General features: G+C 54.0%; 17 protein-coding genes and 1 tRNA gene. 9 read left to right on the forward strand and 9 right to left on the reverse strand.

Annotated features, from left to right (window positions below):
* Nucleotides 1-129 precede the first annotated feature (129 nt).
* Nucleotides 130-205 (forward strand) — tRNA-Cys (locus C463_RS11855).
* A gap of 750 nt (nt 206-955) precedes the next feature.
* On the opposite strand, the gene C463_RS11860 is transcribed toward C463_RS11855, so the two are convergent.
* The gene (locus C463_RS11860) at nt 956-1225 is read right to left on the reverse strand and encodes a hypothetical protein (RefSeq protein ID WP_008444049.1); all 270 of its coding nucleotides are present in this window, start codon (nt 1223-1225) and stop codon (nt 956-958) included.
* Nucleotides 1226-1279: 54 nt separating this feature from the next.
* Nucleotides 1280-1636 carry a hypothetical protein gene (locus tag C463_RS11865; RefSeq protein WP_008444055.1) on the reverse strand — a complete coding sequence of 119 codons (357 nt, stop codon included), beginning with the start codon at nt 1634-1636 and terminating at the stop codon, nt 1280-1282.
* Nucleotides 1637-1753: 117 nt separating this feature from the next.
* Between C463_RS11865 and C463_RS11870 the strand changes: the two genes are divergently transcribed.
* On the forward strand, nt 1754-2611 hold the full coding sequence (locus C463_RS11870; protein WP_008444058.1) for a transcriptional regulator: 858 nt from the start codon (nt 1754-1756) through the stop codon (nt 2609-2611).
* 29 nt (nt 2612-2640) lie between these two features.
* Here the strand turns inward: C463_RS11870 and C463_RS11875 are convergent, their stop codons facing one another.
* Nucleotides 2641-3582 carry a carbohydrate kinase family protein gene (locus tag C463_RS11875; protein ID WP_008444059.1) on the reverse strand — a complete coding sequence of 314 codons (942 nt, stop codon included), beginning with the start codon at nt 3580-3582 and terminating at the stop codon, nt 2641-2643.
* A gap of 605 nt (nt 3583-4187) precedes the next feature.
* Nucleotides 4188-4658 carry an FKBP-type peptidyl-prolyl cis-trans isomerase gene (locus C463_RS11880; protein ID WP_080510836.1) on the reverse strand — a complete coding sequence of 157 codons (471 nt, stop codon included), beginning with the start codon at nt 4656-4658 and terminating at the stop codon, nt 4188-4190.
* A 191-nt stretch (nt 4659-4849) separates the two neighbouring features.
* Here C463_RS11880 and C463_RS11885 point away from each other — a divergent pair, with 191 nt between their 5' ends.
* The 4 genes from C463_RS11885 to C463_RS11900 all read left to right on the forward strand — a co-directional run bounded on the left by C463_RS11885 (nt 4850) and on the right by C463_RS11900 (nt 7371).
* Nucleotides 4850-5179 carry a hypothetical protein gene (locus C463_RS11885; RefSeq protein ID WP_008444070.1) on the forward strand — a complete coding sequence of 110 codons (330 nt, stop codon included), beginning with the start codon at nt 4850-4852 and terminating at the stop codon, nt 5177-5179.
* An 80-nt stretch (nt 5180-5259) separates the two neighbouring features.
* Complete coding sequence (locus tag C463_RS11890) at nt 5260-5895, forward strand: SOUL family heme-binding protein (protein ID WP_239638906.1); 636 nt, start codon at nt 5260-5262, stop codon at nt 5893-5895.
* A gap of 199 nt (nt 5896-6094) precedes the next feature.
* A complete protein-coding gene (locus tag C463_RS11895; protein ID WP_008444076.1) occupies nt 6095-6487 on the forward strand; it encodes a hypothetical protein in 393 nt (130 codons plus the stop codon).
* Complete coding sequence (locus C463_RS11900; RefSeq protein ID WP_008444077.1) at nt 6484-7371, forward strand: SDR family NAD(P)-dependent oxidoreductase; 888 nt, start codon at nt 6484-6486, stop codon at nt 7369-7371. Before C463_RS11895 ends, C463_RS11900 begins: the two co-directional genes overlap by 4 nt.
* A gap of 106 nt (nt 7372-7477) precedes the next feature.
* On the opposite strand, the gene C463_RS11905 is transcribed toward C463_RS11900, so the two are convergent.
* On the reverse strand, nt 7478-7669 hold the full coding sequence (locus C463_RS11905; RefSeq protein ID WP_049905903.1) for a ribbon-helix-helix domain-containing protein: 192 nt from the start codon (nt 7667-7669) through the stop codon (nt 7478-7480).
* A 134-nt stretch (nt 7670-7803) separates the two neighbouring features.
* The gene (locus tag C463_RS11910) at nt 7804-9168 is read right to left on the reverse strand and encodes a restriction endonuclease (RefSeq protein ID WP_008444079.1); all 1365 of its coding nucleotides are present in this window, start codon (nt 9166-9168) and stop codon (nt 7804-7806) included.
* A gap of 336 nt (nt 9169-9504) precedes the next feature.
* Between C463_RS11910 and C463_RS11915 the strand changes: the two genes are divergently transcribed.
* Together C463_RS11915 and C463_RS18700 are read left to right on the forward strand one after the other, a co-directional pair.
* Nucleotides 9505-9918, forward strand: a complete 414-nt coding sequence (locus C463_RS11915) for a TRAM domain-containing protein (RefSeq protein ID WP_008444080.1) — start codon at nt 9505-9507, stop codon at nt 9916-9918.
* 160 nt (nt 9919-10078) lie between these two features.
* Nucleotides 10079-10660, forward strand: a complete 582-nt coding sequence (locus tag C463_RS18700) for a hypothetical protein (RefSeq protein WP_152422403.1) — start codon at nt 10079-10081, stop codon at nt 10658-10660.
* A gap of 363 nt (nt 10661-11023) precedes the next feature.
* Here C463_RS18700 and C463_RS17945 read toward each other — a convergent pair whose 3' ends face one another.
* From C463_RS17945 to C463_RS18705, 3 genes are all read right to left on the reverse strand, one after another.
* Nucleotides 11024-12004, reverse strand: coding sequence for a restriction endonuclease (locus C463_RS17945; RefSeq protein ID WP_080510837.1), 981 nt, complete (start codon nt 12002-12004; stop codon nt 11024-11026).
* Nucleotides 12005-12371: 367 nt separating this feature from the next.
* Nucleotides 12372-12653 carry a helix-turn-helix transcriptional regulator gene (locus tag C463_RS17950; RefSeq protein WP_008444082.1) on the reverse strand — a complete coding sequence of 94 codons (282 nt, stop codon included), beginning with the start codon at nt 12651-12653 and terminating at the stop codon, nt 12372-12374.
* Between the two features lie 368 nt (nt 12654-13021).
* Nucleotides 13022-13774 carry a hypothetical protein gene (locus tag C463_RS18705; protein ID WP_152422404.1) on the reverse strand — a complete coding sequence of 251 codons (753 nt, stop codon included), beginning with the start codon at nt 13772-13774 and terminating at the stop codon, nt 13022-13024.
* A 116-nt stretch (nt 13775-13890) separates the two neighbouring features.
* Between C463_RS18705 and C463_RS18710 the strand changes: the two genes are divergently transcribed.
* Nucleotides 13891-14484, forward strand: coding sequence for a hypothetical protein (locus C463_RS18710; RefSeq protein WP_152422405.1), 594 nt, complete (start codon nt 13891-13893; stop codon nt 14482-14484).
* Nucleotides 14485-14571 lie beyond the last annotated feature (87 nt).

The raw sequence follows: 14571 nt of genomic DNA on the forward strand, positions 1-14571 counted from the left end.
CATCGGGAGACTACTCCCAGTTTAGCCCACGGACATCGCGTCCGTGGGCTTTTTTTCATATCCAACGAGCCGCCGCGCTCGCATCCGACCGCTAAACTTAAACGCTCGACAGCGGTACGTTCGGCTGGCGCCAAGGTGGCAGAGTTCGGTCAGACGCAGCGGCCTGCAGAGCCGCCCAACGCCGGTTCAAATCCGGCCCTTGGCTCTCACACGTTACCCTAAAGCCCAAGACGACTATGCCTTGGGCGTATCCACATCTTCACCGACACATCTATAGATATTGATAGAACCAACGAGATGGGTTTGTCGCGTTGGATTTCCCGTGGTATTGAGGCGAAAGCATGGCCCGAAGCCACATCGAGTTATCTATCCAATTATTCAAAACCGAGTCGAGGAGCTACAAGCACTCAACACTACGGTCGGGCTTACGATCACGAATTCGACTCGCTGAACCGCTGAGACAGATACTGAGTGGCTGTCTCTTTGTCGAGAAAACCCTCCACAATCATATCAAGAACACACTCAATCAAAATCTCGTCTCGTGTCTCACGGTCTCGAACCACGCCGTGTCCATCACTAGAGTGCCGGGGAACATCATCTCCCTCAGTGTCTCGACCGACAAGACCTGATATCTGATCTCTCTCAGTGACGCCTACATCAGAGAGCGGAACAATCTCATTCTCCCCAATTGGGAGCACATGGGGGTTGTGATGGGCCCGATAATATTCCGCAGAGCACATTGGAAGCCAGCGCCCACAGGAAAGACAGGACCGGCGATATTTGTTTCCGGCACGGGGCTGCTGTTCCATCTTCTTGTCGAGGACTGGGACCACTTGGTTCTCATGACAGTATCTACATTCTTCCATGTACTGTGTCAATAGTGGAGAGCGACTCTATTAAGAAGAATTAGGAATGGATTCGAATGCCCACTGTCGCTGGCGAGTAGCTCGGGCAGTCACTCACCTGGTTTTGTCCCAGTCCGCAGGTTCTCCCGATACTCACCCCATGCTTGGTACATCTCTGTCCGTTCCGCTTCCGTCATCGTCTCGTGTTCGGCTTCGTCGTAGAACGGGAGTTCCTCCTTTTCAGGTACCGACATCACCTGCTTGAGTGGATAGATCTCTTTGTAGTAGTTCTCTAACACCCATTCCTCACCGTGCTCATCGACTGCTTTCTGAATGTACGGGGCGGCCTCCGGATACTCCTCGGCGAGTGTGTCAGTCATAGTCGTTATGTTGTGGGTGGATTGGGTCGCCCCGATACGCGGACAGATCGACGTTCAGGCGTCGGTGAACTCGGCCAGTGAGTGGTTCGAACTGTTACTGTTCCACTTGCCGATTTGGATGAGCTCAAACGTCTCAAACGAGGCATCGATCGTGTCGGCGAGCCGCGTCTGAATCGCAGAGGACAGGCTCTCGATGGGAATCGCCGTGAGCGCGTGCTGGGTAAGGTGGTAACTTGATGCCAGGTTCGTCGGTGCGACAAGAATCACGCGTTCTCCATCGACATCGTCGAGCGCGAGTTGGGCATCCCGATACTGGTGGACAGTCGCATCCAATTCCTCTACGGGAAAGAGGTAGTCAGCAGCACCGACTTCGATACTCGCCCCTGCTGACTTGAAATGCCCTTTGAGCATAACTACTTACAAATATATGTTCTATGGACATTAACGTTGTGGTGAATGAGGTGGTGATCTGTCCCACTACGGGCCATGCTCCCCAGTTTGAATAGCCCGCCCGCTACAGCAGAACCTGTGTCCCGAGATCTCTACGATTGTACAGCGGCTGAACTCGCAACAGGCTCTGTCGAGCATCTCTCATACGACACTCCACCAAGTACTGCTGCCGAGTGGCTCGAAACGAACGGGTACGACGCCGCTCCGATCGAACGACAGGGCGACGCGGTCGGGTTCATCCACGAAGACGATGTCACTGCTGACGATGACGGCGATACACTCGAGGAGCATCTCACCCCGCTCACAATTGACTACATGATGAGCGGAGACACCGCGTTTGAGGACGTCCTTGCTGCGCTTATTGAGGAACCGGTTTACTTTCTCGGCGGCCACAGCCGCATTACTGGGGTCCTCACCCGTGCCGACCTCAACACGGCCCCAGTACGCATCTACCTGTTCGACCGCATCACCTATCTCGAAGAGCACCTCCGCGAACTCATTCTTGAGCACGCACCCAATTGGAAACAGACGCCAGTCACTGTTGATGAGCTCGACGACATCGAGGACCGATACACAGACGCACAAGCTGCTAACGTTGAGTTGGAGGAGATCCACTACGCACAGTTCTCTACGCTAAACACCATCATCTCGAACGTCGAAGCCTGTTGGCAAGCCTGTGGGTTCTCAACGACGGCGCAAGCCGACTCTCAACTTCACGAGATAACAGACCTCCGAAACGACGTCGCTCACGCCAATCTCCTCGTTGAAAATACCGATAGCGATGGATTCCTCAATAGCGGTCGTACGACCGAGAACCTGTCTACCACGCTTGCAAATATCAACCAGGTCCTCACCAATCTCCAAGAAGCCGGATGCGCTCCGGGGACAGCGGAGGATCGGTTCGAACGCTCAGAGCAGACGGATCAATTTCTCTGAAGAACGACTGTGTCGATTCGAATCTCTAATTAAAGCAAATGATCTGCCGGACCAGAGTCATCAGCATCAAACGGGCCGATTGTTGCCACTGCGGCCGCGCCAGCCGTATTCCCGATCGTCACCAACTCTTCGATATCCGAGATGCCGTCGTCCCGTGCGGCGAGGACTGCACCAGCAAACGCGTCACCAGCTCCGGCTGTGGTAGCGACCGTAGTCGGTGGCGGAGTCGCGGTCACCTGCTCAGTGATCTCGCCGTCATCCACGGTCAACGCGGTCGTCTCTTCCGACCCATCTGTGATGAACACCATCGCGGAGTGATTCGACGGAAGCAGCTCGAGGACTCCCGCTGGTGTGCGATCGATGCCTGCCACCGCGAGGTCATCCGTCCCGGCGAAGATCAGGTCACAGTATTGTAGCACGTCCCCGAGGGCCTGCCGGTAGGCGTCAGGAGTGGCCCACTGGTTTGTGCGTCCGTTCAGATCGAACGAGACGTTAGTGCCGTTTTCTGTGGCCGCCTCGGCGAGCTGTCGAACCGCAGCCTGGTTCACCTCAGTCGGCAACGTGACACCTTCCAAATGGACCCATTCGTAGGGAGCCACGAGCGTCGCCGGATCGACGGGCAGGGTGAAGCCGTAGCAACTCCCGGTCACCCAAGCGTTCCACTGTTCGTCGTCTTCGGTTGGGACATACAGCGTGAGCGGTGATGTCGCGTCAACCCGTGTCATGTATGTCGTGTCAACTGGGCCGGCCGTGAGATACTGGGCGGCCAGCTCACCCATGACGTCGGTCCCGATATTCGTCACGAGGCTGGTCTCTCTACCGAGTGAAGCCGCCCATCGTGCGACGTTCGTCGCTGTTCCGCCGATGTGCCACTCAAACCGGCTTCCGGGCGTGATCGATGTCCCGTTCACCGGGTAGAGATCGATCGTCGTATCGCCGACGACCAACAGACCCTGCTGACTATCGCTCATCGTTCTTCCGACAGTAGGTCTTCAAGATTATCCGGGAATTTATCTCTGTGTGTCTGTCTCTGGTTCGTCACGGGTCAGTAGAGGCTCCATCAAGTGAGGTAGTAAGATGCTGTCGTACCTGTAGGCCGGTGCGGAACCGAGAGAAGATGTCGGACTGGTGGGTTGAGCATGCGAGTACTGCCAGGCCACCGTTTCCAACTGGGATGACTGGTTGTTGTGGCTTATGCGGTGCGTGACGACAACTCGGACAATTCACTCCGCCAGCCGGGCGATGATTGAGAAGTTCGGCGCGACCTTCGGTCGCAAGCCCACAGAGAGAACAGAACTCGTCGAGATGGTTGTCACACCCGACGAGCGGAATCGTTAATTGGTCGAGCAGCAGGAACGAGACGCTTTCTCTTCCCGGTGATTGAAGAGCAGATTCGCAAGCAGCACACTGAATGAATTGACTCCTGTGAGGGGAATCAGGCACTGATTGGAGAGAGTCACCGTTTTCCATACTCAAGCTATACGTTCAATTGGGGGCCACACCGGTAAGTAACAGGATGAAGCAAGTTTTCCTCCCTACAGAAATCACCGACCGCTGACACCGCCACCGTTCGATCTCAGTTGACGTCGACGATTTCGACATCGAAGGTCAGCGTTTCGCCGGCGAGGCGGGGGTTGAAGTCCACTCGGACGACCTCCTCGTCGACGTGGATAACTTCGCCTTGGCTCCCGTTCTGGGCCTCGAGATACGAACCCTCTTCAGGCGTCTGGCCGCCGAGCATCTCTCGGAGTTCCTCGGTTTCGAACTCCTGAATATTCTCGTCGGTGGGCTCACCGTACGCCTTCTCCGGTGGGATTGTCAGCGTTTCTGTCTCCCCAGCCTCGAGGCCGATTAGTCCCTCTTCCATCCCCTCAATAACCTGTTCATCGCCGATTTCGACCGTCAACGGCGTATACTCTCGCTCGGGCTGAGCCTCGGCGAGGCCCGTTTCCTCGGCGACAGACTTTCGGGAGGGGTCGAACACTGTTTCGTCGTCGAGCCGGCCCGTGTACTCAAGGGTCACAGAATCGCCAGTAGCTATCGTCATACAAGGACAAGAAGTCCCACACGGAAAGCCTACATCATTGATAGATTACCCTCTGGTGTGTTCAGAACGGGGTCCACCTTCCTGCCGACCACGCCACCAGCGAGGCGGTGAAGTCCTACGACTCAACTTCTCAGATACTCGACCTGATGCACAAGCTATACACGCCACAATAGCCTACTCGGCCGTATCGTATGACAGCACTTCGGAAGCGTCTCTCGAGTCTCACGGATCCCGACGCTGATGCGGCTGCGCAGACGCGTGATACTCTTCTTTCCGAGCTCGATATTCCGACGGGATGGGACGTCAGTGAGACAGACGTCGAAATAGCACAAGACGGAACGCAAGACTGGTTCTTGGTGGCGTTCGAACATCTGTCGGACCCAGACACGAGAGCGTCAGTCTTTCTTCTCGAAGGGTCTCATATGCTCCAACTCTACATCGAATCCACAGATACTGATGAGTGGGCTGAGCCCACACAGAACCCCGGAGAGATCACAGCAACCCTCCGTCACCACTCATAGAGCGGTATATTTGTCGGACAGCGAAAGAGCTCAACCTTGTTGGGCAGTTCGTTAATCACGATAGACGACAATAGTGCTGTGTGAGATCAATTACGAAAACGATACTCGTTGGTGGTGGTGTGGTACTTGCCGGCTGGGTTGGGGGGGGACTCTACTCGACTAAGAAGGCAGAGTCAGTCCCGTACGAGCAGCTACGAACCATTAACGGCGCTGACATTCGGCACTATCCGCAGACAGTTCTTGTTGAAACGGCAGCGCCGACGCAACGGATTGCGTTTCAACGCCTCTTCGAGTACATCTCGGGAGCCAACCACGGGGATGAATCAATCTCGATGACGGCCCCTGTCGAAACCCAATCTGGGGACTCAATTGCGATGACGGCTCCTGTTCGATCAGCGGCGATCGGGGCCGACGCTGAGACGATTCGGATGGCGTTCTATCTGCCATCCGAGTATACGACTGAAACGGCACCGGAACCGACGGACCCAGATGTCACACTCGTCACTGAACCACAGAAGACGGTCGCTGTGGATCAGTTTTCTTGGTATGCCCCGGAATGGCGGGTCGAACGACGGATGGAGAAGCTGCTTGCTACGCTTGCAGATGAAGATATCGAACCGGAGGGTGATCCCTATCTCCTCCGGTATAATGACCCGTGGACACCACCATTCATGCGACGAAATGAAGTGGCGGTAGAAGTCGTCGAGGGGGAGTGACGGTAGGTGACGTGAGAACGCTCCTCTGAACTGTACATCAAGGCGTGGGAGAAAGAGTGCGCACAGAGATGGATTACGGCTTGTGTGGTAACGGCAACACCAGAAACGAGAGAGATGGTCAATCGAGCACCCGCGCCGACGTGCGGAGTCGATTCTGCTGGCACCGACGCTTAAGCTACGTCAGATTGAAACACCACGTATGCTACGGCAGTTTCTCGGTGCGCTCGGCGTTCTCACGACGCTCGTTCCGGATCGGATCGTGGACGTATTCGAAGCGATTGCGGTCGAGAATCCTGAAGAAAACACCGTCCATTCGTGGTTTAGTCCCTTGATTCGGGTGGAAGGAGTCGTTATCGCGCTCGCCGCGCTCCGTGGCGGTCGCCTCTACGCGTGGCTAATGAATATCTCCGGAATCTTTGGTGCCGTCTTGCTTTTCCTCCCGCGACTGTACGAGCAAATCGCGGGGCCGCTCGTGTACGAAGACCCTGAGTCAGTGAAGTGGAACGAACACCTCACCGGCGGTGTCCGCGTGATCGGCGCTGTGTACGTGCTCCTCGCACTCTTGGACCGGCGACGTCGACACGAGTCATGACCGATGATCCCTCCGACCGCACGATCCTTCTCACCGGCGGAACGAGCGGATTCGGACGGGTGGCAGTAGTTGACCTCGCAAAGAGAGGTGCGACTGTCGCAGTCGTCGGCCGTGACGAGTCGAAGGGAGCCACCCTTGTAGAACGGTCCAAAGACTTTGCCGGAACAATCGCGTTCCATCAGGCTGACCTCGCGTCCCAATCCACTGTCCGAGCCCTCGCAGCAACCGTGAAACGCGAGTACGACCGGATCGACGTCCTCGCTCACAACGCCGGACTCTCGGCCGGGTCACGTCGTAAGAGTCCGGACGGAATCGAACTCACGCTCGCGGTGAACCACTTGGCCCCCTACCTCCTGACGTACGAATTGCTCGACCATCTCCGTGACGCACCCGATCCGCGTATTGTCGTTACCGCTTCGGACATCCATCGGCGCGCGACACTCGATCTTGACGACCTCCAACTGACGGACGGGTACGACTCACTTGACGCGTACGCGCGCTCGAAGCTGGCGAACATCGCGTTCACGGTCGAGCTTGATGCCCGGCTTCCGGATGACGCCGCAGTCACGGTCAACTGCGTTCATCCGGGATTCGTTCCGTCGACAGACCTGTTCCGCGAGGCGTCGCTCCGAACGCGACTGCTGGTACGGATCGCCGGGCTGGTTCCGGGTGTCGCCACCTCAAAACAGGCGGCCGCCGAACGCCTCCAAATGCTTCTCGTGGACCCTCGGTATGGTTCTGTAAGTGGCCAATACGTTGGCAGCGATGGTCCCGAAGACCCCGACCCCGAGGCAACGAACCAAGCGGTTCGACGACGACTCTGGCGAATAAGTGCCGAACTGGTCGGCATTACACCCGACTGGCCATCGTCGACCAGGAACTAGCAACTGGTAGCATGCCCTCTCCCTGCCTCCGACGTATCTGTACTTCTTAGAGGAGCGTCGCTCATGGGACGCCTAGGCGCACGCTGAGATGCTCTTGTAGGTATAGCTAATGAGATTCACCGTCGTCGTCCGTCTCAACCCGCCCGTGTCGTCTATCGATCTCATCGAGCATATCGAGTGTTTTTCGGATCGATGCCCGAACCGCATCGCTTCGGTTGACGAACTTTCCCTCGTCACCAACGTGCTCGTCGAGGTCATCAAGCAGTTCCTGGGGAATCTCGACGCTGACCTTCGGCATACGCTTGTGTTCACAGAGGAATATCTTCAGCGTGTCGCACAGTACACCGGACTCATTCGGAGGCCTCACCACGCACGCCCCATAGCACTCGATAACACCGAACACCGCTACCAACCCAACACCCGGAAGCGGAGTCAAATCCCACCAACGGTGGCGAGAAATCCAAGCAGCACGAGTGCGGCAAGCACGACTACGCCGCCGGTGAGCAGTGTATTCTCCATAGCTTTCTCGTAGAACGGCATCGCGTCGTATTGGTCTTGGAACGCGTCCCGATTCGTCTCGTCGTAGAAGTACTTCGTTTTGAGCGCGAACCGGTCGGTCACCGCACAGCCGGTACAGACTGGTGTTCCTTCCAACCGCTCGGATTTGATATGCGAGTCGCAGTTGATACTCCCACAGTTCGCACAAAATGTGTAGGTGGCGTCCGTCCCGGCGGTGNCACAGTGAACGCACCGGTGGATGCCGTCTTCACTGGTGACACGTGAGGGCCCGGCTGCGAAATATTCGTACGGATACGAGTATTCACCGAGGTCGGTTGTCTGCCGGACCTGTGGTAGATACACCGGTTCGATCGATTGGACGGACACGTCGGAGCGGTTCGGTTCGCAAGTTTTGGTGTACGTGACGTTGTTGTCGCCCGTGTAGGAGACGGTCGTCGTGTGCTGATCGCGGAGCCGTTCGACCGCCCACTCCTTGTACTCGGTCTGGGTCTGCCCGAACCGTCGCTCCTCAATCGCATCGAACTCGGTCTCGAACCCATCCGTGTCAAGCGAAACCGTCGTGTTGAGGTTCTCCACCACGAGATTCGACACGTCACTCGACGCGGCGTGTGCCTGGCCGCGCTCTGCGTGGACGACGAACCGGGATCGGTCGTTGATCCGATGAATAACGCCGACCGACGTCTCGAAGACCGCGTTCGTGTCTGCCGTTACGGCGACGACCGGGCGGAACGTGACTTCCGAGTGCGGCTCAGGAAGGTCTGCGGAACCGATGTTGTCGATATCGCGGAACGCTGCCGTGACGGGGGCAGCCACTGCCGTCGCCGGATCGTACGGGCGGAGCGTCTCGTCGCACAGGATTTCGATCCGGCCGTTGTACAGATCCAACCCGATATCGTCAGCAATCTCACGGAGGTCTTCCCCGTCGATCAGTTCGATCGGATACGGGTCGTCGTTTCGTTCGAGTCGCTCGGCGTACTCGATCGCTGGGCCAGTGAACCGACCAGTTGTCGCTACCATCCCACGCTTCGGCCCGTTGAACTCGAACGTCGCAATCGCCGAGTGAAGTTTCTGTACGACCGGCCGCCCCACCGTCCCGGTGTGCTTACACTCGACGACGACCCCGTGGCGCGTCCCGTCGACGACCTCCTCCATGAGGATGTCCCGCCCCTCATCGGCGGTCCGCTCGGCTTGGCGGACGTTCTCGTACCCGAGGTTCCGGAACACGTCCTCCATCACGTCCTCGAACTCGAACCCGGACAGGTCATCGAGAACCGGCATTTGAGACGTGCGCTATGTTGGCGCTTCGTCGTATATACCTTCCTTGAGAGTCAGTGGATGGGCTGGTATTCAACGCGGCAGTTGTAACCGTTCAGCGCTGCTGAAGCCCTATTGATTCGACGTTCTCGCTACTGAAACATCAGACCCAGATGAGACCAATGAGTCCGACAGCTATCATAGCGACCCCGACAGAGAGTATCAGTATCTGTCGAGAACCGACCGCATCACGGAGGTACATATGTAGTCTTGCTGGGGGCGCGACAAAACAATGCCGTCTGCTAGAGATACACAGCAGAGTAAAGTGCTCTTCGTCACGTCTACAGTGTAGGTATTCAAATGAAGATTTCAGAGGAGCTTCGGTGTCTGTTCTCGGGGAAGGTCGAAGAGCGCGATGGATCATATGTGGTTGAGGTACCGGAGCAAGAGCTCCGCCTTGGCGAGCTACAGGCGGACGAGACGTACCGTCTGGCTGTTCTACCGGCACCCGCGACCAACGAGGCAAACAACACTGACGCTACCCCAGAACCAGAGCAAGCGCCACAGACGCCCCCTGTCGAGGCGGGCGAACAACGCACCGTCGAAATCGAAGATATCGGCGACCAAGGCGACGGTATCACGCGTGTTGAGCGCGGGTTCGTCGTTATTGTTCCTGACACCAAACAGACCGAGCGTGTTACTATCGAGATTACCGATGTACGCGAAAATGTCGCCTTCGCGGAAGTTATCGAGCGCGTCAGTTACTACGAGTAGTCTGAAGCGGCTTTGTTGAAACGGCTCTGTTGAAATCCTATTCTTCAGACACATCATTGTCTGAAACAGCCGTTCGCTGAAGCCTGCTTAGTGAGTGAAGACACCTCTAAAAGCACTCGTATGTTGGGCTATTATTACAGTTCCTTCTCAATTATTACTTATGAATGGGAATGAAGCCCCGCTCCCGCCATCGTTTACATCAATGGAGTTCACTGCTGCGGACGGAAATGGTACTGTTTTGAGCACTCATGATCCTGTGGGTGAAATCAAAGATCTATATGATAACATCGAAGAGTATGTCGATGAGCTTCGAGCGAACAAACCACCAGATCAGCTAGAGACAGTCGTTGATGAGACGACAATTCCCCGAGATCTTCGTCAAGACATTCTTTCCTTATATGCTCTCACTGTTGGAGTTATTGAGGCCTACTCAGCAGATTTGTTGATTCAGGAAATCGTCGATACAGAGCACCAGGATAGTAATCAAGTAAAGAAATTTTTTGAGGAAGATCTATCGGCTTCGAGGAGTGTCAAGATGTTGTTGTACACCGGGATTATTAATGAGGGCGTTCACGGAGAGCTACAGCGTGTAATCAACAAGAGGAACAATTACGTTCATCAGCATAATGAAAGCCTTAGTATAGAAAATTACGACGACTTCCTAGCGGACGCGAAACGTTGTGTGAGGTCAACATATAAATTGGCCGTTGAATTGGATGGCGAGGATTTTCGAGATTTGTAGAGATTCATCGTCTGATTTGCCATACACGACTTGTCGGTGGTCTCATTCGGCATACACTCTGTACTGAGCGATTAGTGAGTCTCCTGTACTGACCACACCCCGGTCAGAATATATCACTTCATAAGGATTTCAATAGAGCCGTTGAAGCCCTATTCTTCTGATGAATTCTCGCCTGAAACAGCCGATCGATGAGAGTTGCGTATTGACCGCTCGGATACCTGCCAATCAACGGATATCTTCAAAGAGTCGTGTTGAATACAGAGCGCAAGCGTTTCACGAGTATTCGTCTCGCGGGATGTTATGAGCNCCTGCCAATCAACGGATATCTTCAAAGAGTCGTGTTGAATACAGAGCGCAAGCGTTTCACGAGTATTCGTCTCGCGGGATGTTATGAGCAGTTAAAAGATCACATAGTTGCTTTCCATCGAGAAGCTCAATCCGATCGGTTTTCTCAACGGTGTTGGTGAAGCTAGAACTCGTAACGACTACGACCCGATCAGCATCCTCCTCGATCTCCAGCAGGCCCGCAGTTTCCCTGACCGTTTTGACTCCAACCCGGTTCTGATGGCGTTTTGCTTGGATCAGAATTCGCTCGTCTCCGTTCCTTGCATCAACGTCATAACCACCATCTTTCACACGTTGAGTCACCTTAGTCGAGTACCCCATCTCAGACCAAAGGGCCGCAACTACTCGTTCAAACTCGACAGGCTCACACTCAAACAGGTCTTTATGTTTCCATCGGATCGACTCCCCTCTCCCGCCGGTTTGGATTTTTTCCGTCGCCCACTCGGCAACAGCACGAGTGTATTGTGAATCACTTAATTGGAGTTGCTTGATCTGTCGGAGAGCAGTTTCATCCTCTAAGTGACCAAGTGCGAGGCAAGCATGCCCTTGTACTACTGTATTCTCGTCCTTGAGGAGGTGCCTAAGACCGACGGCTGTGCCTTCAACTGTATTAATGTCAGTTCCCGCAAAATGAGCGAGAATGCGGCATGCTGAACCTCGAATCAGGTCGTCTCGATGATTGAGGAGTTCAAGTAGTTCCGGATCAATATATTCCGTTAGCTTGTCTGGTGGGTTTTCTGCTACCCAAGAGAAGGTAATACGTGCACCGGGAGGAGTTACCTCATCGACCGAGTGAAGATCGTCAAAAAGATCGTCAGGATTCCGAACAAAGAGATGGGGTTCCTCAGCGAGTATCGTATACAAACCAATGGCAATCAGATCACGGGCATCGTCATTTTCCGTATCTCGAAGGTTATTGAGCTCCTCGACTAGTTCGCGCGAGCGCTCGCCGCTCTCCACCCGTTCGAGGAGTTCCTCAGCTCTGTATTTATCATTCATGTATCTGTTGTGTTCTAATGCCACGAAAGTAAGCCCTTGTGAACGGTTCTACCGACTGTGTTGAAACCTTTAGTGCCTGTGGCGTTCTAAATCTACTCTGTATCTTGTACGCAGTTTCTGATATAGTGTGGAGAGGCCGGCGTTCTTCATTGGTCTGTGAGTTCCCTGTATTGAACGAACCAAGCCAGAATATATCATCTTCTGAGGATTTCAATAGAACCTCTGATGCGGTAATTTTCTTGTTCGTGGACGGGACGCGTGACCGATACGCACTCTTCAGCGGCCAACTGTTTCATACGATATTGCGTCTGAAGAACGGTTTCGACAGCGCCACGGAGCCCTCTAATCTCGATTACGATAGGGCCAATCAGCTGTCGTGGTCGACGTACTGACCTTCCCACTCAACCCGTGCCTCAATCTCTCTGGTCCCTCGACGAGTGGTCGTGTACTCATTGGTTCGCCGATCGCGCTGGCTTTTTTCAATAAGTCCTTTCTCGACAAGCGTGTCGAGATTCGGATACAGTCTGCCGTGGTGAATCTCTTTTTCATAATAATCCTCAAGTTCGTCTTTGATAGCGAGCCCGTGTGGATCATCGAGGCCAGCAACTACATACAGCAGATCTCGCTGAAACCCAGTGAGGTCATACATATCTCAGTAGTGTGTATCCGTCTTTTGAAATACTATTGATCTTGGAATAGTGGGCTCTCGCATACTGTGGCCGCCTACATTTTGTGCGACGTTTCGAACACCTTGTAAAATTGAGGACTATTCTCGTGGTCAGTTCATAATCTCGACCTACCAGCGTATTCTGCTACTCAAAGGCGGGATCAAGACGTGTAGCCACCAGCGGTCACAAACTCCGACCGCTCCGCCTACGCAATCGGGTCACGTGACCCAGTATTCCGGAACGCTGGCTGGCAATCAGGATACTCGGGGAAAGTCCCCCGAAATATGTCCTTATATAGAGTGCCGTTTGAAGCTTCTATTTATTCGGTGCCTCAACTTCCGTATCAGTACTATTCAAGCAGATGGAGGAGAGTATTGGCACGCCAGTATGATGTAAGCATACTATCGATCTCCTCTCCCGTTTCTGGGTCCCTGGCTTTCGCGGGGAGGTTTAGTGTGTGTATTCCTGCGAGTCCCTGACCAAGTACTGGGCTTCCGCTCAATCCTTTGTAATCAGCATCAACGCTAGTTTCACCGCTGACATGGGTGACAGCGACGTTTTCAATGCTTCTAATCTGTAATTTTTCCGTGGAGATTGGACCATTTGTCGAGAGTGTGTATGGCCTACTTATCTGTTCGGCGTAGGTGTCAGTGTCGTATTCGTTGGCCGTAGGGAACGAGTCGCCGGGAAATCCGATAGTATCGAACGTTTGTGATTTTGAATGGGTACCGTCAATATCATCGGGTCTAAAGACGATGTTTCCATAATTTGCCGGGTTGAACGGTAGTTGGATAGCGATAATATCGATATGTGGATCTATAGCGACATACGGGGAGTCTGAGAGGTGGAGAGTTTCAACATCGAATGTGTCGTCAGATTGTAAGTAAATATCAATCTTACTGTGTGTGGTGGGCATCTCAAAATCCATTTTAAAATCACCAGTTTCCAGTTGTGACCCACTTGTCGGGAGTACATTGTGGCGAGCAGTTACGAGATAGGTGTTGTCTGCTTCAAAAAAGAAGCCGGTGGCCCTCATGTAGTCACCAGCAACGATCGGGCAACACACACGCGGGTCAATTTCTGTAGGTTTTAGCGGTGTCATGTGTGCTAGCTACAACGGGTTAGAACAGAGTGATGGTATCGAGAATGTCGTAACCTGATTCCGATTACGAAAAAGCAGAATATTTTATATAGATCTGTTTGTGTACTCTAATTCGGATGATGACTTCACCAGATCGTGATCGAGGAATTCTGACACGTGATGACCGTGACTACCTGACCGGGCGAAAAAATCTGACAGATGGTAGTGAACGGAACGCCCGACAACGGATCCGAGACCGTACTCGAAACGCGCTGTACGATTTAGAATATCTCACGGCGGAGCTTAACGACCGAGATGTGACACAGCTTGTCGTTGACAATGGTGAGCCGGACAAAGGAATCTTCAACGCTGCTGAAGACCTGATAGCGTTCGCGTTTCGACTCTGTCAACAACGTCCCGACTCAACAGACCACTCGACGGATGAGTTATTTCGAACGCTGATGTATGATGGCATCGAAAAATCGCTTGCTGACGACCATCAGATCCTTGATTTTGATCTTGATCTCAAATACGGCGACCCAGGTCTTGCAGAGGCAGAGATCCTAGAGAGCCTACACAAAGGCAAACCTCTGTCGCTGTCGCAGCTCCGTGAAGCGGTCAACAATGGATATCTTGATGATTCCTATATTTTCAGACCGCTTGACGGCAATGGGTTTCCGAAAAACGTTGATCCCAAGGAGGAACTATCCCACGACGATTACAGATGGTGACCGCCAGACTACGAGAACTCCGGCCGCTCAGCGTACGCAATCGGATCGCGTGACTCCCAGCATTCCGAAACGCCTCAAGGCGGGACG

Source organism: Halorubrum californiense DSM 19288, assembly GCF_000336875.1.
Classification (GTDB): Archaea; Halobacteriota; Halobacteria; order Halobacteriales; family Haloferacaceae; genus Halorubrum; species Halorubrum californiense.

Coding starts and splice junctions, on each gene's coding strand:
- C463_RS11860 (WP_008444049.1), bottom strand. CDS start 1,225: ATGACTGACACACTCGCCGAGGAGTATCCGGAGGCCGCCCCGTACATT.
- C463_RS11865 (WP_008444055.1), bottom strand. CDS start 1,636: ATGCTCAAAGGGCATTTCAAGTCAGCAGGGGCGAGTATCGAAGTCGGT.
- C463_RS11875 (WP_008444059.1), bottom strand. CDS start 3,582: ATGAGCGATAGTCAGCAGGGTCTGTTGGTCGTCGGCGATACGACGATC.
- C463_RS11880 (WP_080510836.1), bottom strand. CDS start 4,658: ATGACGATAGCTACTGGCGATTCTGTGACCCTTGAGTACACGGGCCGG.
- C463_RS11885 (WP_008444070.1), top strand. CDS start 4,850: ATGACAGCACTTCGGAAGCGTCTCTCGAGTCTCACGGATCCCGACGCT.
- C463_RS11895 (WP_008444076.1), top strand. CDS start 6,095: ATGCTACGGCAGTTTCTCGGTGCGCTCGGCGTTCTCACGACGCTCGTT.
- C463_RS11900 (WP_008444077.1), top strand. CDS start 6,484: ATGACCGATGATCCCTCCGACCGCACGATCCTTCTCACCGGCGGAACG.
- C463_RS11905 (WP_049905903.1), bottom strand. CDS start 7,669: ATGCCGAAGGTCAGCGTCGAGATTCCCCAGGAACTGCTTGATGACCTC.
- C463_RS11915 (WP_008444080.1), top strand. CDS start 9,505: ATGAAGATTTCAGAGGAGCTTCGGTGTCTGTTCTCGGGGAAGGTCGAA.
- C463_RS18700 (WP_152422403.1), top strand. CDS start 10,079: ATGAATGGGAATGAAGCCCCGCTCCCGCCATCGTTTACATCAATGGAG.
- C463_RS17945 (WP_080510837.1), bottom strand. CDS start 12,004: ATGAATGATAAATACAGAGCTGAGGAACTCCTCGAACGGGTGGAGAGC.
- C463_RS17950 (WP_008444082.1), bottom strand. CDS start 12,653: ATGTATGACCTCACTGGGTTTCAGCGAGATCTGCTGTATGTAGTTGCT.
- C463_RS18705 (WP_152422404.1), bottom strand. CDS start 13,774: ATGACACCGCTAAAACCTACAGAAATTGACCCGCGTGTGTGTTGCCCG.
- C463_RS18710 (WP_152422405.1), top strand. CDS start 13,891: ATGATGACTTCACCAGATCGTGATCGAGGAATTCTGACACGTGATGAC.